Genomic DNA, 23680 nt, shown 5'->3' with positions numbered 1-23680 from the left:
GTCTCCTTCATGTAGGTTCCGTGGAATCATCTTCCGTGTAATACTAATGGGCGACGGCGGTCACACGACGAGGAGGATCCATGACGGCGACGATGCGTGCAGTGGTGCTGGACGGTCCGGGCAACCCTGAGGCCCTCAGCATCCGGGACGTCCCGCGCCCTGAGCCACGGGACGGCCAGGTCCTGATCCGCGTCGAGGCGTTCGGACTCAACCGTTCGGAGCAGCACTTCCGCGAAGGCCTCGGATCGTTCGGCTCCTTCCCGCGCATCCCGGGCATCGAAGCGACCGGCACGGTGGAGTCGGCGCCCGGCGGGGAGTTCGAGCGCGGTACCAAGGTCGCCGCGCTGATGGGCGGGATGGGCCGCACGATCGACGGTGGCTACGCCGAGTACGTCGCCGTTCCGGCATCGATCGTCGTCCCGTTCACGAGCACCCTCGACTGGGCGACGCTCGGAGCGCTCCCCGAGATGATCCAGACCGCGCACGGCTCGCTCACGACGGGCATCGACGTCCACCCGGGCGACACCGTCCTGATCCGCGGCGGCACGTCGTCGGTCGGACTCGCATCCGCCGTGCTCGCGAAGCGACGGGGTGCGACCGTCGTCTCGACCACCCGTTCCGCCGAGCGGGCCGACGTCCTGCGCGACGCGGGCGTCGACCACGTCGTCGTGGACGACGGCACGATCGCCGACGCGGTCCGGGCCATCGCACCGGACGGCGTCGACGGTGCGATCGAGCTCGTGGGCACCGGCACCCTCCGTGACACGCTCCGCGCGGTGCGCACGCACGGGACCGTGTGCTTCACCGGGATGCTGTCCAACCAGTGGACGGTGCCCGAGTTCTACCCGATCGACTTCCTGCCGAACGGGGTCCGCCTGACGGCGTACTCGGGTGAGGCGAGCGACCTGCCCGCCGCGGTGTTGCAGGACGTCATCGACGCCGTCGACTCCGGGTCCCTGCGGATCCCGATCGGACGCGTCTACGCCTTCGACGAGATCGTCACCGCGCACCGCGACATGGACTCCGGAGCGGTACACGGCAAGCTCGTCGTCCAGACCCGCTGATCGAGTTCCGCGGGCACCGTCGCCCGGGAACCGCTCGACCTGCTGGTCGCGGCGAGCTCGACGACCGCGCTCGTCGGGTCGTCAGGTTCCGGCAGGACGACGCCGGTCCGTACCGTCAACCGCACGGTGCGGACGCACGCCGACGACTGACCGCACGCGAACGATTGACCGCACGCGAACGTCTTCATCTGGCGTAACATAGTTCCACGGAAGATTCGTCACGGATGACGCCGACGACTGACGCCGACGTGGAGTCGAAAGGGAAACCCCATCATGCAGATCACCGCCGCCGTTGCCCGCGAGCACGGCGAACCACTCTCCGTCGAACAGCTCGAGCTGGACGACCTGAAGCCCAACGAGGTCCGCGTGCGGATGGTCTCGGTGGGCGTCTGCCACACCGACGCGATCGTGCGCGACGGCATCTACCCGACCCCGCTCCCCGCGGTGCTCGGCCACGAGGGCGCCGGCGTCGTCGAGGAGGTCGGCTACGCCGTCCGCAGCGTCGTCCCCGGCGACCACGTCGTCCTCGGTGCCGCGTACTGCGGGTACTGCCGTCGTTGCCGTTCCGGTGAGATGGCCTACTGCGAGAACCTGTTCGCCGAGGACTTCGGCGGCCGCCGCCGCGACGGCAGCACCTCGCTGTCGAAGGACGGCGAGGTCATCTCGTCGCACTTCTTCGGACAGTCCGCCTTCGCCACCCACGCGAACGTGGTCGAGGAGAGCGTGATCAAGATCGACAGTGACGTCCCGCTCGAGCACCTCGGGCCGCTCGGGTGCGGTCTCAACACGGGTGCCGGGACGGTGCTCAACGAGCTGCAGCCGCCCGCGGGCAGCAGCATCATCGTGTTCGGCACCGGCGCCGTCGGCAGCGCAGCGGTCATGGCGGCCGGCGTCGCCGGGTGCACCACGATCATCGCGGTCGACATCGTCGACTCCCGACTCGAGATGACGAAGGAGCTCGGAGCGACCCACGCGATCAACTCGAAGACCGAGGACGTCGCGGCCCGGATCGCCGAGATCACCGACGGTCGCGGGGTTGACTTCGCCGTGGACACGACCGCCCGTGGCGAGATCCTGCGGACTGCGTCCGAAGCGCTCGGCGTCCGCGGGACGCTCGCCCTCGTGGGTGCTGCGAAGCCCGGCACCGAGGTGGCCTTCGAGATCGGGAACTCCCTGGTCAAGGGGTGGACCTTCAAGACGGTCGTGCAGGGCAGCTCGGTTCCGCAGGTCTTCATCCCGCACCTGATCGACCTGTGGCGCGAGGGCAGGTTCCCGTTCGAGAAGCTGATCGGCGAGTACGACCTCGAGCACATCAACGACGGGTTCGAGGACTCCCGCAACGGCAGCGTCATCAAGCCGGTCGTCGTCTTCCGCTGATCGCTCACCGCGAGGCGCCCCGTCCGGCTCGGGCGGGGCGCCTCGTCACGGCAGCACAGAGAACCATTCCATGGAAGAATCACGGGATGGAGCACGACGGACTGGCACTCGCCGCAGACGAAACCAACCACCACCAGCCGGCAGCGCCCGGGCTCGCCTCGGTGCACGTCCGGGCGCTCGTCACCTGGATCTCCATCTTCCCGATGGCGATGCTCGGCATGTTCGTCGAGTCGTTGGTGATCCCCTCGTGGCCCATCCCGGCGCGAGCGCTCGTCCTCACCGCGGTGGTCGTCCCGCTCGCGGTCTACGTGCTGGTCCCCCGGCTGCTCGTGCTCACCCGTCGCCTCTTCGCGCGGCGCTGACGGGTCCACCACCACGACGCACGTGCAGTCACCCTCGCGTCCACCGAGATGCGTCCGGCTCCCACCGTGCTGCGCCCTGCGGACCACCGAGCGGCGAAGGGTGTCGGTTCAGCCCACGGATGCGACGACGGTGCGCACGAAGGTCCGCACGTCGGCGACCTCCTGCGCGCTGATGCCGTGCGCGAGGCCCGGGTAGACGTGCGTCGCGGCCGAGACGTGCCGCTCGACCCAGTCGGTCGTGCGGACGACCGCGTCGGCGGTGATGACCGCATCGTCCGCGCCGCGTCCCCAGAACAGCCGGGGTCGGCCCGCCGCGAGTTCGTCGTCCCCCTCCTGTACGGCACCGAGCACGAACCCGCCGAGCACGACCGGCGCGACCACGCGCTCGGGCCGCGTGCGAAGCAGCTGCGTCGCCATCAGACCACCCTGCGAGAACCCGATCGGCAGCACACAGGTGCCCTCAGCGAGGTGCTCGTCGACCCACGCCCAGATCATCTCGGTCGCCTGCAGGACGGGAGCGGCCTCGGGGTTGCCGGGGGTCGAGATCGGGAACCACGCCGCACCCCCGTTCGGCGTGTCGACGGGTGCACGGAGTGAGGCCCACGGGAGGTCGAGGGCGAGGGCGTCGAGCAGACCGACCAGGTCGCGTTCGTTCGACCCGTAGCCGTGGAGGGCCAGGACGACCACGTCCGATCCCGAGAGTGACGCACCGGTGGCGACCGCCTTGAGCGTTCTGTTTGATGACACGTCACCATCCTAGTCGGTCGCTCCGCGACCACGGTCTTCCGGGAGACACTGCGCCGGCCCGGTACAGCGCCTCCCGTCCGTCGCACTCGACGGATCAGTGCGGTCCGCTCAGCCCGCCACGTGCCCCGCTGCGAGCGTGTGAAGACGTCGCCCTTCCGGGGCTCCCCCGGGTTCGAGGAGCAACCCCGTCGTCGACTCGTTCTGGGATCGTTCCCTTCCCCTCCGGGCGGGGAGCCCCTCAGGGGACGATCACCCACGTGCCGCTCAGTCGCTCACGCACGCACGGCGGAGGTCGCTCCGTCGTGCCGCAGTGCTGCGCGGACCGCCGGAGCGACCTCGGTCGCGAGCAACTCGATCGACCGGAGTGTGGCGTCCTGCGCGACCGATCCGAGCCCGACCTGCGCGAGGAATCGTTCGTGCCCGAGGACCTCGTGCTCCCACAGGATCTTGTCGACGATCTCCGCGGGGCTCCCGACCACGAGCGCGCCGCGCGGACCCGCCCACGCCTCGAATGCCGGCCGGTCGAGGCGTCCGACCCTCGGCATGTTCTGCCCGATGTACCCGGCGTACGGCTCGTGGAACTCGTCGCGCGCGCCCTGTGAGGTCGGGGCTGCGTGGAAGTGGCTCGTGACGCCCACACGCGCGGACGCGAGCGCTGCGGGACCCGCCTCCGCTGCGGACCGACGGTACAGCTCGGCGAGCGGTGCGAACCGATCGGGCGCACCGAGCACGGCCAGGTAGGTGGGCAGCCCGAGGCGACCGGAGCGGACCACGGACTGCGGCGTCCCGCCCACCGCCACCCAGACCGGCAGGTCGCCGACGGGTCGAGGGTGCACCGGTGCACTGTCGAGCGGCGCCCGCGTGGTCCCGGACCAGGTGACGTCCTCGTCCCGCCGAAGCGCCAACAACAGGTCGAGTCGGTCCTCGAAGTACTCGTCGTACCGCTCGAGGTCGAGTCCGAAGAGCGGGAAGGACTCCAGGTAGGCCCCGCGGCCGGCGGTGATCTCGGCACGCCCGTCGGACAGCAGGTCGACGGTGGCGAAGTCCTCGAACACCCGGACCGGGTCGGCGCTCGACAGCACGGTGACCGTGCTCGTCAGCTGCACGCGGGCGGTCTCGCGGGCGATCGCGGCGAGGACCACCGGCGGTGACGAGATCGCGAAGTCGGAGCGGTGGTGCTCCCCGACGCCCACGACGTCGAGGCCGGCCTGGTCGGCCGTTCGCGCCCACCGCAACACCTCCTCGAGCCGCTCGCGTGGCGCGACGGCGGAGCCGTCGGCGCGGCGCGTCCGTTCACCGAACGTGAAGATCCCGAACTCGAACCGTTCTCCGGACATGATCGCCTCTCCTGGATGGTGCGGAAACTGCGGACGGGAGGCGCGGTGCGGGCGTGCACCGTGCCTCCCGTCCGGAAGGGGGTCGCGTCAGCGGACCGCGGTGAAGCCGCCGGTCCAGGCGATCTGCTCGCCGATCGCGAGGCCCATCTGCAGGTAGCCGACGGACTCGAGCTGCGTGGCGCGGCTCAGGTCGCCGGCGTCCAGGACCTGGGCACCGCTGGCGGCGACGAGCTCGACGAAGGCCTGCTTCGCCTCGGCCGCCTCACCGGCCACGAGCACCGTGAGCGGAGCGTCCCCGACGGCACCCGCGGTCAGGGTGGCGGCGAAGTTGGTGTTGAAGGCCTTGAGGACGTGCGAGTTCTGCAGCAGTGCTGCGAGCTCGGTCGCGGCGTTGCCGGCCTCGATCGCGACGGGCGTGAAGTCGCTGAAGTCGACCGGGTTGGTGATGTCGACGACGGTCTTGCCGGCGAGGCGCTCGCGGCCCGATGCGGCGATCTCGGCCAGGGCCGGGTACGGCACGGCGAGCACGACGACGTCGCCCTCGATGGTGGCGGTGCCGAAGTCGCTGTGGGCGATGGTCTGCACGATGGCACCGCTGCGCTCGAAGAGTGCGGCGAGTGCGGAGCCCATGTTGCCGGTACCGACGATGCTGACGGTGCTCATGATTCCTTCTTCCGGTTGGTTGTTCCTACAAGCAATGACCGTACGCCCATTCGGGTGACGCGTCAACTACCTGCAGTGTCCCGTCCGGTCGGGACGGACAGTGGGACCCCCGCCGCGCCGGCGTACGTGCAGACGATCTCGGCACGTTCGTCTCCTGTGAAGCCTCGGTGTTCGTCGCCGACGGACTCGGCGAAGGCGTCTCCCGCGCGGAAGACGTGCTCCACGCCGGCGATGCTCTGGAGCGTGATCGACCCCGAGATCACGAACGCCGTGTTCGGGGCGTCGTGCCGGTGCCACGGCAGCGAGCTGTGCGGCGGGATGCTGTAACGCACCACCGTGAGCTGCGGACGTCCCGCCGGGTACGACTCGTACCGCGTCCCGTTCCACGCGGTGTCACTCCGGAGGCGGACAACACTCGCCGCTGCATCCGGATCCCGTATCTTGCTCGAGACCTCGACGAAGGAGCGAACACTGTCCGCGACCATTCCGGGCGCCGCGGCACCGGCGTCATGCCCCTGCCCTTCGAGTTCGACGAGCGATCCAGCGGGGATGAGGCCAGCAATCTGCTCGCTCGAGTGGCGAAGCCATGCGGCGCTCTCGGTACCGCGCAGCACCAGCGTCGGGACACGGATGTCGGCGAAGTCCGCCGGAACGACGGCGAGCGTGTCGAGTGCACGGAGTTCACGGGGCCACGTGTCGACGAGCGCGAGTTGGTCGCCCCACGTGGGCGACGCATGCGCCGCACGTATGGCGCGATCCGGAACGCCAACGACCTCCCGCCAGCCGGTCTCGAGCACCCGCTCGAAGTCACCATCCACGAGGGCGCGCTCCATGATGCCGACCGTGGGGCCACCGACCGGACCATCCAGTCGGAGACCGGGTTCGTAGAGAACGAGCGCTCCGAGTTCGGCACCCCGCGCCACCTCGGCCGCGACCGCGCCGCCGAACGAGTGACCGATCAGAACCGGTCGATCGCCGACTGCGGCGAGCACGGCTCGGACGTCTTGGATCTCCCGCTCGATGGAGTAGTCATCCGCATCACCGCTGCCCCCTCGACCGCGCCTGTCGAAGACAGTGACGCGGTACTGGTCGGCGAGGAGTTCGGCGACGTGCTGCCAGGCAGCGCCCACAGCCAAGCTTCCGTGGACCACGACGACGGGGTCTCCCGAACCGACCGTCCGGCAGGCCAGGATCGTGCCATCGTCCGAGATGACGGTCCAATCTTCCGCAGGCCGGGCTTGCGCTGCGATTGCCGCTTTTGATTCCATGGAACTATCTTAGCGTCTGATAACCAGGGTCTCTCGGAGCGCAAACGGTTCCAGCCCGGGAGCGGAGGGGCCTCCTCGACTGCCCACCCACGACCGGATGCCATCGGGACCCACTGCGGAGCCGACAGTCAGTTCCCCGAGCAGGCGAAATCGGAAGAGTTCGGCTCATCCGGTCCAGGGACTCGAAGCCTGGCGGGGTCTTGACGAACCCGCTGCGCCGAGACGACCGAAGATGACCGATGATCCACGGACACTCCCACACTGCGACGACGAACCGCACACGCCCCGTCGTGGCGATCGCGATCGCCAGCACGTTCGTCGTCGCTGAGATCGTCGCCGCGGTCGGGACCGGGTCCTCGCGCCGTTGGTCGACGTCCGCCACATGCTCACCGATGCGGGCAGCCCCGGGGTTGCCCTGCTCGCCGCGACACCGGCGATGCGACCGGCGGTCGCTCGCCGCACGTTGGGATCCGCCCGCGCCGAGGTGATCGCCGCCACCGCGCAAGCCACCGTGCTCCTCGTCGACGACCTGCTCGTGCTGGTCGAGGGCGTCCAGCGGCTGGCGACGCCGCAGGAGATCCCATCAGCGGTTGCTGCTGTTCGGCGCGATCGGCCCCGCGGGGAACATCGTGTCGATCCTCGTCCTCGCACCAAGACGGAACGCGAACCTGAACCTGCGGGCGGCGTTCCTCGACGTCGTCACCGACGTCCTCGGCTCGGCCGACATGATCCCTGCGGCGATCGTGATCGCCGTCATGGGGTGGAGTGGCGTCGATGCCATCGCGGTGATCCTGATCGCTGTGCTGATGCTGCCGCGCACCTTCGCGCTGCTCCGCGACGCGGTCGACGTGTTGCTGAATCCACCCCCGCCGCCCTCGACCTCGACCTCGACCTCGACGACGTCAGCGTGAAGCACTCCACGTTCCGGCTGGAACCGGAAATGCACTGTGAACACGAGCAGACACCGCGTGCATGCATTGTGCGGTTTGACAGCATCGGTGACGATGACTGTGGCCGTCTCGAACCGGTCACTTCTCGCCATGACGACTCTTCGCCTCCTCTCGCTGCGACTGCTGCGTGCGGTCACTGCAGTCGCGGCTGCCGTCTTGCTGCTGCTCGGCGCTGTCACGTTGCAGACCAACACGGCGCACACCGACACGCCCGTCACCGCACTCACGACGACGGTCGCCGACGGGGTGACGGCGATGCAGGCGGACCCGGGGACGGCGTACCTGGACGCCCACGACGGCTCCGCTGGGATGTTCTGTGCCCTGCCGGGGTTCGCGGCACTCGTGATCACCGCGGCGGTCACGCTGGCCCTCGCCTGCGCTGTCGCAACACGCAACCGGCCGCTGTTCACGCTGTCCGGACTCCTCGCCCGGAGCCGCCCACGGCGGGTGTTCGACCGCTGGTCGACGGTGTCGCTGACCCGCCTTGCTGTCTCGCGGATCTGATCCCCCTTCCGGACGTCCCCTCTGGGTCGTCAGCTGCGCCTGCCCGCGTTCGCCCGGAAGCCACTGATCGGGACCGTGACCTCTCTCCAGCTCGACTCGTCCCTGCCCATCTCGTATCCCACCCACCGCCGCGGCGGCGGCGGAGACCCAGGAAGCGGTCAGCGCTCCCTTGGGTACCGCGCAAACGCTGATCGTTGCCGCTTCCGCACTGGGATCGGCGCTGCAGCGTGACAGCTTCTCCGTCACCCGAACGTCCTGGTCGCAGTGATCTCGAGCTCGCCGTCCTCCGTGACCGGACCCTCAGCACCGAGGCCGCCTACCGGGAACCAGATCGACGCCGAGCAGCAGCGTGCGCGACAGCCGCAGTGGAAGCCGCCCAGGCAACGCGGACACGGCCGAGGCCGTCGACGACACCCGGCGCCGTGTCCGCGGCGGGGTCGACGATGCCGATCAGCTCCTACGGGTCGTTCCAGCCCTCCGGCAACCGGCTACACCCGGTTCTGGGCTACTACTCCATGCACGCCGGCGACGACTTCGGTGCCGCATGCGGCACCGGCCCGTACGCCGCAGCCGGCGTCACCCCCGACGACGCACACGTGTTCCCGGCCGGTGTCCTCGTCCGCCCAGGGCAACGCGTCACTGCGGGACAGAACATCGCCGAGGTCGGCAACGCCGGCCTCTCCGCCGGCTGCCACCTCCACTTCGAGGTCCGACAGAACGGCACCGCGACCCCGCCCACGCCCTTCCTCGACGCCCACGGCGTCTGACACGCAAGGAGCCCTGCCCCCATGACCCGAAGCACCCGCATTGGCATCATCTCCGGCGCTATCGCCGGTGTCGTCATCCTCATCGTCGTCATCGTCATCGCCGTCGTCCTGCGCCTCGCCACCGCACCTCCCGCGACGGGCACCCGCGACGTGACCACGTCCGACGTCACACCGCTGACTCGCGGTGACACGCATGTCCTCGGCGAACCCGGCGCCAGCGAGGTCACCGTGGTCGAGTTCCTCGACTTTGAGTGCGAAGCCTGCGGCGCGTTCTACCCCTATGTCGAGCAGCTGCGGAAGGACTACGCCGGCGAGGTCACCTTCGCGTTCCGCTACTTCCCCCTCCCCGGGCACGGGAACGCCCAGAACGCCGCCGCAGCCGTCGAGGCCGCGGCCCAACAGGACCAGCTCGAACCGATGTACCAGCGCATGTTCGAAACGCAAGCCGAGTGGGGTGAGCGCGGTAGCGACTCGCAAGCCGATCGGTTCCGCGGCTACGCGAAGGACCTCGGTCTCAATGTGACCCAGTACGACCGCGACGTCGCCAGCGGCAGGGTCGCAGACCGCATCCAACGCGACATCGACGACGGAACCGCACTCGGCATCCAGAGCACACCGTCCTTCTTCGTCGACGGGAAGCTCCTCCAGCTCACCAGCTACGACGACCTCGACACCGCGATCGCGGACGCGCTCGAACGGCGCAGCCGCTGATGCGCCGTTCGAGCGGAGACTCCCCACGGCGGAGCACACGCCGGTGGGAAACGGCCGCCGCTGGACCCGGTAGCAGCACTGGCCGTCACCGGGTGCACGAACGGGTCTGCTGCACGATTCGGTGTCGTCGTCACGCCACGAGGGCGAAGAGGCTCCGCATCGCGTCGTCGTCGCCGCCGGAAGCGACCCTGTCCGTCGATCCGATCATGCTGTGGCGGGTCAGTGCCTCCGCAGTCCCCGGCTCCGAGATTGCGATCCTCTGTCCGAGTGCAGGACGTGACCGGTCCTCATCGCGCAGAGGGAGAACTTGCCTTCACCGGTGTTGTGCTCGGCGATTTCGGTCGGCCACAGATGGTTCGGTGCCTCGGGCGTGAACACATGCCGGATGCAGCCGCTCTCGTCGGTCACGGTGCACAAGTCGTCGTAGACCGCCGGGCTGGGCTTCTTGACGTTCCTGCCGCGTTTCTTCCCCAACCCGCTCCACCAACGGTAGTCCGGAACGATCGTCCACGCCGTCCGGTCTGCCACGTGCTCGCCGGCGCCACGGGCCTCGTCCGCAAGGAGCCGGTACCCGAACTCGGGATCATCGCCGCGAGCTCGCTCACGAGCGCGGAGAGCCTTTCCCGGCAGGTTCGCCTGCGACAGGTACGCCGCCGCACGAGGGAGTACCTCGGCTTCCTGCTTGAGGAGCCGGTTCCGTCGCCGCAGCTGGCGGACTTCATCGGACTCGACACGCATCGCTCCGCGGCGCCCTCGTCCTCCACGGCGGTGCGGCGCAGCCACTTCGGCACCGTCATCGGGTGGACGCCGAACTCCGTGGCGATCTGCTCACTCGTCACTCGTGGCTCGCCGTTCCGAGCCACGCGCACGACATCGTCGCGGAACTCCGGCGGGTAGGGGTTGAGCACGAGTGCATCTCTCCGGGCCTACCCGCGATGCACGGACAGTTCAGATGTCACCTGTCCGTGCAGCAGACCCGACCCAGGCGCTGGAGCGGTAGCCATCGTGATGGGTGTCGCCCCTGAAGCTCTTGTACAAGGTGATCTTCAGCCACGGGTCGTCCCAGCGGACAGGGTTTCGGCAGCGTGGGTTTCGATGAACGCGACGGCGACCGCCAGGCGCGCCGGCATTGGCGTGTTGATCGGGGTGGTGAGACCGGTCGGGTACTCGTTCGGGTCGGCACCCGACCGGTGGCTCGGGGTACCCGATACCGGAACGTCGAGGGAACAACGCTGCGATGTCACGATGTCCTCTCGGTCGTCATCGGAATGGGGTGGTGTTCCGGCGACCAAGGGCTGGGGCAGCTGAGACGCAACCGTAGGTGGTCGGTTCCCGCTCACGCAAGACCAGCGTCGTGATCTGGAGAACCGCGCAGTGTCACGCGTCCTCGTTGACGGTGGGGATGACCGTCTCGCGGCGCACGACCGAACGCGCGAGGTCGGCGAGCCGGATCTGGTGCGAACGGGCGTAGCCGCGGAGCAGCTGGAACGCTGTGTCCATGTCGACGTGGTGCGTGTGGGAGACGAACCCCTTGGCCTGTTCGATGACGACGCGGCTGTTCAATGCCTGCTGCAGTTGCGCCTGCGCCAAGGTGGCGTGGTCGACGTTGCGCTGTTGCAGGATGCTGATCGTTGCGACGTCGGTGAGTGCCCGCGCCGCGATCGCGTCGTCTTCGTTGAGTGCGCCGGGTGTCTCGCGGAACAGGTTCATCGATCCGAGGACGGTGTCGCGCAGCCGCAGCGGGATGGAGTGCACGGAGGTGTAGCCGGCTTCCTGCGACGCTGCCGCGAACTGTGGCCACCGTCGACGCATCTCGTCGGCGTCCTGCACGGACACCGGTGACCCCGTCGTGAACGCCTCCACACACGGCCCCTCCCCGGCTTCGAGCTGCAGCAACCCGACGAGCGCGCTGCGCTCACTGGTGGAGACCACCACTTCCAGGTCCTGCGACTGGTTGACGAGCAAGATCCCGGCCGCAGTCGCGTCGAACAGATCGGTGGCGTTGTCGACGAGGGACTGCAACAGTTCGACGACGTCGTACTCGGCGACGAGTGTGTCGGTGAGGGTGACGAACGCGTCAACGAGTCGGTGCTCTCGAGTGTGTGCCAAGGTCTGCCTTCTTCCCTACGATCCTGCGTCGTGGTCGGTGAAGTCCACGACCCGGGCGACCACGTCAGCGGCCAGGTCACGGACAGAGCGGCCAGCTGCGTAGGCGTGGCCGCGGAGGATGAGCAGCGAATCATCGACGTCGGCGTCGGTCTGCGCTGCGAGCATGCCAGACGCCTGGTGTACTTCCCGACGCGAGTAGCGTCCGGCGTCCGTGACCGGACGACCGTCAGCATCTGACTCCGCGCGCTCCAGTGCCTGCCGGAGCACCCGCCGTGACACAGCTGCCGTCAACGCGACCGCACGGGCCTGGTGCTCAGCAAGCAGCGCGCCGGGTACGTCCGTGTACAGGTCGACAGCACCGATGTCGAGTGCGCCGAACCGCATCGGGAACGCGAACACCGCGCCGAGCCCAGCCGCTTGCAGCCCCTGCAGTGCAACCGGCCACCGCCTCGAGGCGGCACCCTGCACATCCTGGACGAGTACCGGGGATCCCGTCCGGATCGCCTCCCAGCACGGGCCTTCCCCGAGGTCCAGCTGGATCTCGTCCAACCGTGCGGCCGCGGCGTCGCTGGCGCAGATCGTCTCGGAGCCGAACGGGTTCCCCACCGTCGAGATAGCAACTCCCGTCACCGGCAGCATGTCCAGGAACGGCACGCAGAGGTCACCGTCGGTGTCCCTGCCGTGCAGGGCGGCGACGGCCGCTGCGAGATCGTCACCATCCATCAGCCGCACCCGTCCGGGGTGCAGGCAACAGCAACCGAACCTGCACAGCACCACCCCCGAGAGTTCCACCAGCGCGGGGTCCGGGCACTGAACGTTGCTCCGACCGTAGCGCCTTCCGCGCATCAGCGACAAGCGCGCGGAACACATCGTCTTCCCTGCGACGGTGCCGCATGGGTCGTACTGTGAGCAACAGCTGCCCCAGCCCCTGGCCGCCGGAGCCACCACACTCCGATGACGACCGGTGACGACGTGAGGACGACGCAGCAGACTCCGCACGAATCCCACCGCACCGAGTACCGGGCGGGCGCAACCCTGATCCCGTGCCCGCCCGGCTGTGGGGGTCGGAGGAACCTGATGAAACCGACGACCTACCGGCCGCCAGCCCGACCAGAACAGCTCCCCACCACACACGAGGCCTGGCGACAGCGGACAGGCCTCACCGATCCAGCAGTGATCGCCGTGCTCGTGGAACGCCGGCTCGCCGCGATCCCCGGCGAACGCCGCTACCCGATCGGCATAGTCGACGCGTGCAGTCCGTCAGGATCCACCGTGTCGTGACGATCCTCGCCAGCGTCTTCTTCGTTGCTGCGTGGTCGTCGGGCTTCCTGGTGGCGAAGTTCGCCACATCGGACGCATCGCCCCTCACCTTGCTGTTCTGGCGATTCCTCCCCCTCGCGCTCGGTCTCGGCCTCTGGGTGGGCGTTCGCGGCGGCTTCCGCGGTATCACCGGCCGTGACCCGCGCCGCCAGTCCGCGATCGGGCTGCTCGCGCAGCTCGGGTACTGCGTGTTCGTCTACGCCAGTGTCTTCCACGGCGTTGCCAGCGGCACGACAGCGCTCACTGACGCCGTCCAGCCGATCGTGATCGCCACGCTCGTCGGCCCCCTGCTGGGCGTCGCAGTCGGGTACGATCGAAGCTTCCCCGCTCGCCGTGCGGTTACCGCTTGCAGCGATGGGCTGCCTCATCGCAGCGACATTGCTGGATCGTCGGTTCCCGACGAACGTGTCCGTGACCGCCACACTGGCGGTACACGCCATCGCGACGACGGTCGCGCTCGTCGTGCTCTGCGCGATCACCCGGTCCTTCACGCCACCCGATGACGTTCGCTTCTGGCTGGCTACCCTGGTCGCCGCTGTCGGACCGACGCTCGCGGGCTACGCCGCCTACTGGTTCCTCCTGCGACGTGTCGGGGTGAGGGCACTGAACGGAATGCTGTTCCTGGTCGCACCCTCCACCGCCGTCGCCGGAGCGGTTCTCTTCGCCGAGACCCTGACCATCGCCACTTGGACGGGGTTCCTGCTCTGCACCGCTGGTGTCACCCTCGTCCTCGCCTGGGGATCGCAGCGGTCACGGAATCCTTCTCCGGGACGATCATCGCCCCGGACCAGGTGTCCGAGGAACTCCGGACAGGTCAGCAACGAGGAGTCGGGGTGTCGCGTCGGTATGCTCCGAAACGGAAGAAGGGTGCAGGCGTTGTCACAAGAGAACACACCGGAGGACACACTCATCACGGCGCCCGCAGGTGTCCTACGAGGTCAGGTGGTCGATAGCGGCGTCATCCGGATGCTGGGTGTGCCGTACGCGGAGGCACCCGTCGGTCCACGCCGATTCCAGCGCCCGGTTCGCCGGGCGCCGTGGAAAGGATCGCTCGACGCCACCGGTTACGGTCCGACCGCCCCACAGTCTGCCGCGACCGGTCCCCTCCGCGAGCTCCTCCCCCGACGCATCATCACTGGTGACGACTACCTCAACCTGAACCTCTGGGCGCCCACGATCGGTGACGGCCATCCGGTGATGGTCTTCGTGCACGGTGGCTCGTGGACGAGTGGTTCGGGCGCCGTCGGCGGCTACGACGGTACCCGTTTCGCACGAGATGGCGTGGTGCTCGTCACGATCAACTACCGGCTCGGTGCGGACGGCTTTGCCTGGTTCGGTGACGGACCGGCCAATCTCGCGCTCCTGGACCAGATCTGCGCGCTGGAATGGGTGCACGACAACATCGCGGCGTTCGGAGGCGACCCCGGGAACGTCACGGTGTTCGGTGAGTCCTCCGGGGCGATGAGCATCGGTGCGCTGCTGGCGATGCCGGCAGCACGAGGGCGTTTCCGGCGGGCGATTCTCGAGTCCGGGAGCACGTTCCACAGCATCAGTAGCGAATCCGCACGACTCGTGGCGAAGCGTATGAGCGAGATCCTGCATGTGCGCCCAACCCGAGAGGCACTCGCGGAGGTGCCGCTCGATGCGCTTTTGGACGCGCAGACGCAGTTGGCCGCCGAGGTCTCCAAACGTCCGCGCCGCTCGCTGTGGGGTGACGTCGCGGTGAACGGGCTGGTGTTCGAACCCGTCGTTGATGGGCGCTCGTTGCCGACTTCGCCGATCGAGGCGTTGCGAGCCGGCGCTGCAGCGGACGTCGATCTCCTGATCGGATGGAACAGGGAGGAAGCCAACATCGCTCTCGTCCTCGAGGGACCGGATCGCATGAGGAACTGGATGGTGCCGCTGGCAGCCGCCCGCACCAAGCTGCCACTCGGGAAAGGCACCCGAACGTACCGGCGAGCATTTCGTGGAGAGCGCGCGGCGGCAACCATCGGCGGAATCCTCACGGACTGGTTGTACCGGATCCCGGCGATCCGCACAGCAGAGGCACATCCCCGAACACACCTGTACGAGTTCGCATGGCGGTCTCCCGCCTTCGACGGACGGCTCGGCGCCTGCCATGGGGTCGAGCTCCCGTTCGTGTTCGACAATCTCGACCATGCGGACTGGGAAGAGCTCGTCGGAGCATCACCTCCACAGCACCTCGCCGACGACGTGCACGGTGCCTGGGTCCGTTTCGCCCGGACAGGGGACCCCGGGTGGGACCCCTATTCCAGCACCCAGCGCACCACGCACCGCTTCGACACTGCGGGCATCACCCTCACTGATCCCGATTCAACGAGACGAACGATCTGGGAAGACCGCCGCTGACCGCGTCAGGCTGCGTCCTCGACACTCCGCGATCACCCCCCCCGGACGGGTGCACCACGACACGGGATTCTCCCTCAGGCTGTTCTCCGAGTGCGAGGGACAGCGGTCGCGATGACGGCGAGGGCGATGAGCCCGGTCGCGACGAGGAAGGAGAGTCGGTACCCGCTGACGAGGTCTCCCGTCGTGTCGGTGCTGGCTGCGGCAATGGTGGCCAGGACCGCGATGCCGATCGCGCTGCCGACCTGTTGCCCGGAGGCGAAGAGCGCCCCTGCGATGCCGCGCTGATGTGGGGGCGCCTCTGCGGTGAGCGCGAGGGATGCGGCGGGCAGGGCGAGTCCCATTCCGGCTGCGGTGAGCAGGATGCCGGCCAACACATTGACGACGTAGCTGCCGGTCGCTGTCACCTGGGAGAGCCACAGCTGTCCCGCACCGACGAGCAACAGAGCCAGCAGAAGTTGCCGCCGGAATCCGAGGCGTGGCAGCACGCGGCGGGCCACCTGGGTGGAGACCACGAATGCGGTCAGGGTGGCAGGGACGAGGGCGAGGCCGGTCTGCAGTGCCGAGAACGCGAGCACGTGCTGTAGGTACATCGACACGAAGTACACGTAGCCGGCGAGCACCGCTCCGATCACCAAGATGGCGACGAGCGCAGCGGGTCGTCCGTCACCGCGCAGGAGCGAGAAGGGCAGCATCGGGTCGGCGATGCGCCGTTCGACGGCAACGAATGCGACCGCGAGCACCGCGGCCGCCACGAGGGCGATCCACGAGCTCGGACTGCCGAAGCCGTTCTGCTGGCCCTGGCTGACGCCGAGGATGAGCGCGGCGGTCGCACCGGTCGCTGTGAGCGCGCCCGGCAGGTCGAGCCGGATGCCGCTGTGGCCGGGGATCGCCGGCACACGCCAGAGGATGAGGGCGATGAGGACCAGGATGAGCGGCGGATTGATCAACAGCACCGACCGCCACCCGACGTACTGAGTGAGGACCCCGCCGAGAACGATGCCCGCGGACGCTCCCGCCGCCACGCTGCCCTGGAAGATGCCCATGGCTCGGATGCGCGCCCTCGGCTCAGGATGAGCATGGGCCAGTAGCGCGAGCGCGGCAGGCGCGATGAGCGCCGCACTGGCACCCTGCACCATCCGGGATGCGACGAGCACTCCACCGCCGGTCGCGAGGCCGCCGGAAAGGGAGGTGAGAGCGAAGAGCGCCAGGCCGCCGATGACGGCGCGGCGGTAGCCGATGAGGTCACCGAAGCGTCCGCCGACCAGGAGCAGTGCGCCGAAGGTCAGCGCATAGCCGGTGACGACCCACTGCAGGCCCGCCTCGGTGAAACCGAGATCGCGCTGCACGGTGGGCAGGGCGACGTTGACGATGGCGAAGTCGAGCTGCAGCACGAACTGGGCTGCAGCGGTGAGGGCGAGAACCCATCCGGAGGAGAGTCTTTCAGGCACAAGGGCTCCAGGCATGCGGGACGGGTCGGAGCTCCCGTCGCGCGATCGCGAGGGGAGCTCCGACGGAGGTGATGGGGATGCGGCGACGGTTCAGACGCTGAAGGCGGGCTTGAGCGTGTCCTCGACCCACTCACGGAAAGTCGTCGGGGTGGTGTTCTCACGGGTGCGGGCGACCGCGTTGTCGAGGCCGTTGTCCTTTGCGACGGCCATGTCGACCATCCCCGCCGCCATCGCCTCGGAGTAGCCGCGACCGAGGAAGCCGTCCTTCTGCTGCTGTGCCGGGACCTGCTGGAATCGGATCGGGGTGCCCAACACATCGGTGATGATCGCAGCCATGTCGTTGAAGGAGAGGTCCTCCGGGCCAAGCACGGGGACGTCTTCGCGGCCGGTCCAGGTCGGGCTCAGCAGCAGGCGTGTGGCCTCGGCGGCGATGTCGCGGGTAGCGACGGCGGGCAGCTTGAGGTCACCGCCGATCGGGGAGAAGAACGCGCCGGCGTTCTTCATCGCGCCGACCTGCCAGATCAGGTTGTCCACGAACGAGGGCATGACGAGTGCACGGAGGTGGACGCCGGTGCTCGCGATCAGGTCCTCCATCGCGTTCGACGCGGAGGCGTAGCCGGCGTAGATCTGCGTGCCGCGTCCGAGGGCGGAGACCGTGACCACACGCTTGACGCCATGGCGGACGATCGCGTCGGCGGCGGGGATGCTGAAGCCGACGTAGGCGTGGTAGACGCTCAGGGCTCGTTCGTCCGCTGGCACGAGCCAGAACACCGAGTCAGCACCCGCAAAAGCCCTGTCGACCACGGCGGCGTCGCGGTGCGAGCCCTCGATGACCTCGACCCTGTCGCGCAGCTCGGCCGAAAGCCGGCTGGCGTCGCGCACGATCACACGAACGGGCTCGTCTCCTTCCAAGAGCCCGGCGAGAACTTGACTTCCGATGAGGCCTGTTGGGGCGGTTACGACGATCATGGGTGGATACTCCTCGTTCACTAAGTAGACTCTACTGTACCGTTTACTTCAACGGAAGGCAACACATGGCGCGCCGCGGTAACGAGCTTCGCGAGCACATCCTCGCCGAGGCCAAGAACGTCTTCCTCGAGCTCGGGTTCGACCGCACGTCCATGGACCTCGTCGCCCAAAGGGCTCAGACCTCGAAACGGTCCCTGTACGCACACTTCGAAACGAAGGACGTACTCTTCGTCGCCGTGATCGGACGCATTCAGGAACTCTTCGACGGGCGGATGAAGACCCCAGAGCGCTACGCCGACGACCCTACGGAAGCGGCAGTCCTCTTCTGTGGACGATTCGCGCAGATGCTCACCTGGGCGCCCATCTTGCGGACCTGCCGACTCGGCATCGCCGAGGCAGAACGGCTCCCCGAGGCATCGTCGGGACTTTACGAAGCGTTCTTCGGCAGGGCACACGCACGCTTGTGCGCGTTCCTCGAGGAGCGATTCGCGTTGGACGGCGCGACGATGACACTGCTCGCCGATCAGGCATTGACCAGCGCCGTCCAGCCTTGGTTCACGCGCGCGCTGTTCGGACTGGAGGAACTGCGCGACGAGGTCCCCGATCAAACGACCATCACCACCGACGTCGAACTCGCCCCGCTCCGGGCGTCGATCGAGATCTTCATCCAGAACCACGTCGGCGCCTGAAGACCTCCGAGGGTCCAGCTGCTCGTCGACCGCGATGCGGTCTGACGTGGGCTGGTCCGGTGAATCCGCGGCGGTACGGGCATACCCGCAGGCTGCAGAGCGATCGGGAAGTCTCAGGAGGGGATCCTCTCTGCAGCGCCGGACGTGTGGGCGTGAGCGGTGAGGCCGTGGCCGGCGTCGACGAACTCGACCCGACCGTCGCGGAATCGCAACCGGGCATGGAAGAGCGCTGCGAACGCGGATGCGCGTTCGAAGTGGTCTCGGGTCGCGGTCTCCGCGGAATCGACGGCTTCGCCCGGGGGGCTCGTGGTGGAACACCTCGAGGCCGCCGAGCAGGTCCGCGGTGAGCACCCCAGAGGCGAGCCTTTGTCCATGACGCGGTCCAGAGTGACGTCGGACAGGGCTCCGGAGATCCCGCGCGCCGACCGTGCCGTCGTTGCGATCGTGGAGCCCGCGAGCACGGCGGGAGCAGCACGCATCGCTGCCCCACGATCTGTACTCACGACAGCGGGCCGGCGAAGGCGTGCGGAATGTCTGGGTCATTCCGCACACCATCGAGACAGCACCTGTAACCGAGCCTTCGGCCTCGGCGGCTCGTTCACGACCTGTACCAGCCGGCTCCGGTAGCGGATCGGCTACCGGGCTGGCATCGGGTGTCTCGAACGTGGGATTGCATCGCATCGGCTGCGGTGGTTCCGTTGATCGGAGAGAAGGGAACGCGCGTTCCTGCATGCGCTGCTGGCGGCGCATGCGAAGGAACCGGCGACAGTCGATCAGATGTCACGGCGTCGACATGGTTGGCTCTGTGTGTGTACGATCTGCACAGTCGGCGACTCCGCTGATGCGTGGGGAGCGTGCCTCCCGGGTGGGTGGGCTCCATTTGTGGAGCTCCCATGACCGTCGTCTACCGACGCCTGCTCGCTGACCGTCCTTTCACGATCGGTGTCGGAGCGGTTGCGCTATCGGCCGTGGCTCTCGGGATGGTTCCACTGTCGCTGATCTTGTCTTCCGGCGATTCCCTTGCCTGTCGGGCGGCCGCTGCTGGCGCATTCGGGTTGGCGAATGCCGTGGGCGTGCCGGTTCAGGGGGCGTTGATGTCTCGCGTCCCTGCGCGCTGGGTGGTGAGCATCGGCGCGGGTGTCAGCTGCTGCTTCATGCTCTTGGTGGTCGCATCCCCGTCGTCGACAACGCGGTCGCTCCTCCTTGCTGGGGCCGGGGTGTCGTTCCCGGCTCTGGCTGCAGCCCTTCGCGCATCCATCCCGCGCTCCTTCTCCGAGCCTGCGGAACGATCCGGTGCCTACGCGCTGCTCTCAGTCGCGTTCCAAGCGGGACTCGCGACGGGGCCGACGGTGGCAGGCCTGCTGGTGATCTCGGCACCTCGGCGCCTGACCTTCTTGGTCATCGCCGCGGTCATCGCGGCCGCAGGATTCCTGCTGGCAGTGACGATGGGCAGGACCGAATCTCCGCTGCCCGCCTCTTTGCCACTTCCGCTGGCTGGTGTGGCGACATTCGCTCGAATCCTCGCGATCGGTGCTCTCGTGAGCGTGGCGACGGGGTCGTTGACGGTGATCGTGCCGGCAGTCACGGATGCGGCCGGGAGGCAGGGACTGGCAGGACCGGTCTTGGCGTGCCTGGCGATCGGGGAAGCGGCTGGTGCGCTGCTCTATGGTGCGCGACCGGTTCCGGACATTCGGCGGGCGCGACTCCTCACCGCCCTGGCGCTCACCGCCAGCGGGTACGCGACGTTGGTGATCGTCGGCGACCGGGTTGTTCTCCTGGCCGCCATGGTGTTCGTGGTCGGGTGGCTGTCGAGTCCAGTGGCGATCATCCTGACCACCGCCCTCGACGTCGTTGTGCCGCCGCGCTTGATCGCCAGCGCGTACGGCCTCGTCGTCGTGGCTGCTGTCGGAGGCGCTGCGCTCGGGACGAGTGCCGCGGGGCTCGTCGTCGAGAGATCGGGTGGCGTCGCTGGTGCAGCGATCATCGCCACCGCGGTAGTCGCGATCGCAGGGGCGCTTTCTGTTCGACACATCGAGCGCAGAACGAAGTCGCAGTGAACCCCTGGCTGCCGAGATCGTGTTCGCGCGGGTCCGGGAAGGAGCAACGACGATTCGCAGGTACGTGCTGTGGAACGCCTCGGTAGCTCGTCGCATCCTGCGCGCTCACCACCAGGAGTGGGGCACGCTGTGGGAGCAGCAAGTGGCGCGTAGTCACCTTCGAGTCGGCCGACCAGCGGTCACGGTGCGCACAGTGCGCGGATTCACTGCCCGAGCGCACACTGATCACCGCGAAGGAGTTTCCAAGCCGACACGATCGCGCCATGGTCACCCACCCACCCAGCCAGCCTCGCAGCGCGCGAGATCGGCTCGCACGGGCGTGCGCGGTCGATGAGCGGGATGCCGGCACCCCTTGGCTTCGCCGGTGATCGAACCACAGCCCGGAGGTGACCGGCCCGAGCGCCACAGTGGTTGTCGGCCGAACATCGCAGGGGACGAAGAGAGCCCCGGCCGGACCTGACGGTCCTTCCGGGGCTCCTGCTGTGGGCGATACTGGGATCGAACCAGTGACCTCTTCCGTGTCAGGGAAATGCATCACCGGGGAACTCGTCCGCCGTTGCTGGCATCTGGCCGGAGTTCCGCGCCGGTGCGGGCTTCCGAGCTGAACCGACATCAACGGTGATGAACGGCTGTGCGTGCAGATTCGTGCCAAGAACCGTGCCAAGGTCTGCCAGTGGGACGATCTCGTCCGGCATCAGACCGGTGGGCGGCGACGGCCCGCGCGGACGTCCTGCCAGAAGTCGAGAGCCTGCTCTGACGTCCAGTAGTCGTCGAGCAGAGGGGCGTCACAGGGCATCATCCACCCGAGGACAGAGGCAGCTTGCCACGGCGAGAGGATCTCAGCCTGGCGAACGACGGCGGTCCAGGTCGGAGAGAGCGTCAGTCGGAGGACATCTCGAGGCTCGTCGCGCAGTGCGATGCGCTCGTACAACGACACGTCTCCGGTGTCGTCCCAGAGTTCAACGATGACGCCGTAGCCGACACCGAGGGAGAGCACCTGCGCTCGCCCGCGTACAGCGGCGTCTTCGGCGTCGGTGTCGCGACACTCGATGATGAGCAGTTCCCCGCCCGGACCGAGCGAGTGAGCGCGGAGCGCCTCGCGCAGGAGGAACCACGGCAGCTCGCGCCATTCAGTGCCCGACGCGCCGTCCAACGTGACGAGGACACCACCCCAGTGCTCGATCGTCTTTTCGGGGTGTACCTCGGTCAACGTGTCATCTCCGTTCCGGAACCCCGTCCTTGACGGACGTCGTTCTCGGAGCATCTATGCGCGGAGCGAGGCAACCCACGTCGATTCACCAGAACTCGATGACGCCTGCATCAGCGAGCAGCCGCAAGCACGCATCGGGCGCTCCGCACACCCGCTCGGTGAGACCCCTCGGGAGCGGTCGGTCGCCGAGCTGCGTTTCCGTCAGATACAGCGGCGGGACTCCTAGCCACCGCGATGGAAGCGACCCGTCGAAATGGGTGTCCTTCGGTGCTGCGTATAGCCGGTGCTGCGAAGCGGACATCCTGTGGGCAGCGACGCACCGCCGGATCTGCTCATAGTGCGCTCGCTCCGCGGCCTGAGCGGCCTCAGCAGTCCGGGCGGCGAAGTCTGCCCGAGTGGTCGCCTCGGGAACAACCACTTCACTGCGGTCGTCGCATCGTCCGCGACCGCGCAGTCTCTGCCACAGCTGATGATGAGCGTGGTCACCGGGACTCCAACCGCGGTCGTGAGGTTGATGGGTTCGGTTGCGAGCTCGGCTCCCGGGAAGCGCGAGAGTCCTGAGGTGAACCGAGAGAGGCGGGTCGTGCTGGACATGCCCTACACGATGCGGCGAAACCCGTGTCGATCCAGCCCCTGGCTTGCGAAGATCACGACTGACGCTCAACGCGTGGAGCGGTCTGACAAGTCAACCGGATCCGCAGCCTGCTGCGGAAGTAGGGCCCCTTTTCTTCTTCTTCTTAAGTTCTTGAACAGTGAAAGAGATCTGAAGAAGAAGAGAGGTACATCTGCCCTCCCAGCCCCTCGTACATACAGATCTCCTATCCATACCTCCTACCCCGCTCGGCGAGGGACGAGATGCAGCTGGCGATCCCCCGCCGATCGGCGACCCAGTGCGGATCCGGCTGCCTTCTGACCATGAAGTCGACGGGCAAGCCGGGTTCGCGGACCGGGCGGTGACCGCTGCGACTCCCCGCTCCCGATGTTTTCGCCGCATACATGTCGGTGAGGTCGTCAACAGGTCGGCCCAGACCATCAGGAGCCCCAGATGACCACCAGCACGAAGAACGTCCCCGTGGCCGAGACCATGACCCTCCGCGAGCTCGCCGACGCCGTCGGAGTCGCCATGGGGAGCGCCTACGCGTGGTCGTCGAAGGGCAAGCTGCCCGTCGGTACCTACCGGGACGAGACCGGGAAACTGCGCATCCCCCGCACCAGCGCCGAACCGTTCATCGAAGAACGTCGATCCGACAAGCGCCGGTTCTACGGCTACGGCATCGAACCCTTCCCGGACGACGTCGAGACCGTGGACCTCGCGTGGATCGCTGCGCAGCTGAACATCACACAGCGACGTGTCTGGGTGCTCAGCTCCGAGGGCGCACTTCCCGACTCGGCCCGCCGGATCGGTAACTCGATCCAGGTCCCGATCGACGACGCTCGCCAGTTCGTCGAGGAACGCCGCATCACCCGCCGCCGACCGTTCCCACGTCACCGCCAGCCGGATCGTTCCTCCGTCGGCCTGGGGTGGATCGCTGACGAGATCGGAGTGCCGCGCCGAGCGCTCTACTACATCATCAACGTCGTGCCGCTGCCGGACTCGGCGTACTACGTCGGCAACGAGTTCCGTGTGCCGAGACTCGACGCCGAGAGCTGGGTCCGTAGGTTCTGCGACGGACTCGACGACGACACAGCGACCGCCCGTCGAACGCGCCGAGTCTGGGAACGAGCACTGGGCTCCGCCTCGGCGCGAGAGGAGTGACC

General features: G+C 68.1%; 22 protein-coding genes. 12 read left to right on the top strand and 10 right to left on the bottom strand.

Going from position 1 to position 23680, the window contains the following annotated elements:
• Positions 1-80: 80 nt before the first annotated feature.
• The 3 genes from KZI27_RS10795 (at position 81) to KZI27_RS10785 (ending at position 2803) form a co-directional block, all read left to right on the top strand.
• Positions 81-1064, top strand: coding sequence for a zinc-binding alcohol dehydrogenase family protein (locus KZI27_RS10795; RefSeq protein ID WP_222657656.1), 984 nt, complete (start codon positions 81-83; stop codon positions 1062-1064).
• A gap of 273 nt (positions 1065-1337) precedes the next feature.
• On the top strand, positions 1338-2441 hold the full coding sequence (locus KZI27_RS10790; RefSeq protein WP_111084102.1) for an NAD(P)-dependent alcohol dehydrogenase: 1104 nt from the start codon (positions 1338-1340) through the stop codon (positions 2439-2441).
• An 86-nt stretch (positions 2442-2527) separates the two neighbouring features.
• On the top strand, positions 2528-2803 hold the full coding sequence (locus tag KZI27_RS10785) for a hypothetical protein (RefSeq protein ID WP_111084103.1): 276 nt from the start codon (positions 2528-2530) through the stop codon (positions 2801-2803).
• A gap of 108 nt (positions 2804-2911) precedes the next feature.
• On the opposite strand, the gene KZI27_RS10780 is transcribed toward KZI27_RS10785, so the two are convergent.
• The 4 genes from KZI27_RS10780 to KZI27_RS10765 all read right to left on the bottom strand — a co-directional run bounded on the left by KZI27_RS10780 (position 2912) and on the right by KZI27_RS10765 (position 6818).
• Complete coding sequence (locus KZI27_RS10780) at positions 2912-3550, bottom strand: alpha/beta hydrolase (protein ID WP_222657655.1); 639 nt, start codon at positions 3548-3550, stop codon at positions 2912-2914.
• A gap of 272 nt (positions 3551-3822) precedes the next feature.
• Positions 3823-4887, bottom strand: a complete 1065-nt coding sequence (locus tag KZI27_RS10775) for an LLM class flavin-dependent oxidoreductase (protein ID WP_222657654.1) — start codon at positions 4885-4887, stop codon at positions 3823-3825.
• An 87-nt stretch (positions 4888-4974) separates the two neighbouring features.
• Positions 4975-5550: an NADPH-dependent F420 reductase gene (locus KZI27_RS10770; protein ID WP_222657653.1), complete on the bottom strand. Its 576-nt coding sequence runs from the start codon at positions 5548-5550 to the stop codon at positions 4975-4977.
• 62 nt (positions 5551-5612) lie between these two features.
• Positions 5613-6818, bottom strand: a complete 1206-nt coding sequence (locus KZI27_RS10765) for an alpha/beta fold hydrolase (protein ID WP_111084107.1) — start codon at positions 6816-6818, stop codon at positions 5613-5615.
• A gap of 590 nt (positions 6819-7408) precedes the next feature.
• Between KZI27_RS10765 and KZI27_RS20265 the strand changes: the two genes are divergently transcribed.
• The 4 genes from KZI27_RS20265 to KZI27_RS10750 all read left to right on the top strand — a co-directional run bounded on the left by KZI27_RS20265 (position 7409) and on the right by KZI27_RS10750 (position 9750).
• Entirely contained in the window at positions 7409-7729 is a 321-nt protein-coding gene (locus tag KZI27_RS20265; RefSeq protein ID WP_261783863.1) for a cation transporter, read from the top strand.
• Between the two features lie 129 nt (positions 7730-7858).
• A complete protein-coding gene (locus KZI27_RS20260) occupies positions 7859-8272 on the top strand; it encodes a hypothetical protein (protein ID WP_261783862.1) in 414 nt (137 codons plus the stop codon).
• A gap of 443 nt (positions 8273-8715) precedes the next feature.
• Entirely contained in the window at positions 8716-9039 is a 324-nt protein-coding gene (locus KZI27_RS10755) for a M23 family metallopeptidase (protein WP_111084189.1), read from the top strand.
• A 21-nt stretch (positions 9040-9060) separates the two neighbouring features.
• Positions 9061-9750, top strand: a complete 690-nt coding sequence (locus tag KZI27_RS10750) for a DsbA family protein (RefSeq protein WP_222657652.1) — start codon at positions 9061-9063, stop codon at positions 9748-9750.
• A 219-nt stretch (positions 9751-9969) separates the two neighbouring features.
• Here the strand turns inward: KZI27_RS10750 and KZI27_RS10745 are convergent, their stop codons facing one another.
• The 3 genes from KZI27_RS10745 to KZI27_RS10735 form a co-directional block, all read right to left on the bottom strand.
• Positions 9970-10488 carry a hypothetical protein gene (locus KZI27_RS10745; protein WP_222657651.1) on the bottom strand — a complete coding sequence of 173 codons (519 nt, stop codon included), beginning with the start codon at positions 10486-10488 and terminating at the stop codon, positions 9970-9972.
• Between the two features lie 639 nt (positions 10489-11127).
• Positions 11128-11859 (bottom strand): GAF and ANTAR domain-containing protein, encoded by a 732-nt coding sequence (locus KZI27_RS10740; protein WP_222657650.1) that lies wholly within the window; start codon positions 11857-11859, stop codon positions 11128-11130.
• A 15-nt stretch (positions 11860-11874) separates the two neighbouring features.
• Complete coding sequence (locus tag KZI27_RS10735; RefSeq protein WP_222657649.1) at positions 11875-12582, bottom strand: GAF and ANTAR domain-containing protein; 708 nt, start codon at positions 12580-12582, stop codon at positions 11875-11877.
• A 554-nt stretch (positions 12583-13136) separates the two neighbouring features.
• On the opposite strand from KZI27_RS10735, the gene KZI27_RS10730 reads away from it, so the two are divergent.
• Positions 13137-13682 carry a DMT family transporter gene (locus KZI27_RS10730; protein WP_222657648.1) on the top strand — a complete coding sequence of 182 codons (546 nt, stop codon included), beginning with the start codon at positions 13137-13139 and terminating at the stop codon, positions 13680-13682.
• Positions 13591-15549, top strand: a complete 1959-nt coding sequence (locus tag KZI27_RS10725) for a carboxylesterase family protein (RefSeq protein WP_261783861.1) — start codon at positions 13591-13593, stop codon at positions 15547-15549. The genes KZI27_RS10730 and KZI27_RS10725 overlap by 92 nt, the downstream gene beginning before the upstream one ends.
• A gap of 74 nt (positions 15550-15623) precedes the next feature.
• Here the strand turns inward: KZI27_RS10725 and KZI27_RS10720 are convergent, their stop codons facing one another.
• Both KZI27_RS10720 and KZI27_RS10715 read right to left on the bottom strand, forming a co-directional pair.
• Complete coding sequence (locus KZI27_RS10720) at positions 15624-17012, bottom strand: MFS transporter (protein ID WP_261783860.1); 1389 nt, start codon at positions 17010-17012, stop codon at positions 15624-15626.
• A 75-nt stretch (positions 17013-17087) separates the two neighbouring features.
• Positions 17088-17966, bottom strand: a complete 879-nt coding sequence (locus tag KZI27_RS10715; protein ID WP_222657645.1) for an NAD(P)H-binding protein — start codon at positions 17964-17966, stop codon at positions 17088-17090.
• Between the two features lie 65 nt (positions 17967-18031).
• On the opposite strand from KZI27_RS10715, the gene KZI27_RS10710 reads away from it, so the two are divergent.
• Positions 18032-18655 carry a TetR/AcrR family transcriptional regulator gene (locus KZI27_RS10710; RefSeq protein WP_222657644.1) on the top strand — a complete coding sequence of 208 codons (624 nt, stop codon included), beginning with the start codon at positions 18032-18034 and terminating at the stop codon, positions 18653-18655.
• Positions 18656-19548: 893 nt separating this feature from the next.
• The gene (locus KZI27_RS10705) at positions 19549-20712 is read left to right on the top strand and encodes an MFS transporter (RefSeq protein ID WP_222657643.1); all 1164 of its coding nucleotides are present in this window, start codon (positions 19549-19551) and stop codon (positions 20710-20712) included.
• A 694-nt stretch (positions 20713-21406) separates the two neighbouring features.
• On the opposite strand, the gene KZI27_RS10700 is transcribed toward KZI27_RS10705, so the two are convergent.
• Positions 21407-21922, bottom strand: coding sequence for a hypothetical protein (locus tag KZI27_RS10700; RefSeq protein WP_222657642.1), 516 nt, complete (start codon positions 21920-21922; stop codon positions 21407-21409).
• A gap of 1045 nt (positions 21923-22967) precedes the next feature.
• Between KZI27_RS10700 and KZI27_RS10695 the strand changes: the two genes are divergently transcribed.
• Positions 22968-23678 carry a hypothetical protein gene (locus KZI27_RS10695; RefSeq protein ID WP_222657641.1) on the top strand — a complete coding sequence of 237 codons (711 nt, stop codon included), beginning with the start codon at positions 22968-22970 and terminating at the stop codon, positions 23676-23678.
• The last annotated feature ends 2 nt before the right edge of the window (positions 23679-23680 follow it).

This window comes from Curtobacterium sp. TC1 (genome assembly GCF_019844075.1).
GTDB lineage: Bacteria > Actinomycetota > Actinomycetes > Actinomycetales > Microbacteriaceae > Curtobacterium.
Note: the sequence above shows the minus strand (reverse complement) of the source record. Positions and strands in the feature narration are given on the sequence as shown.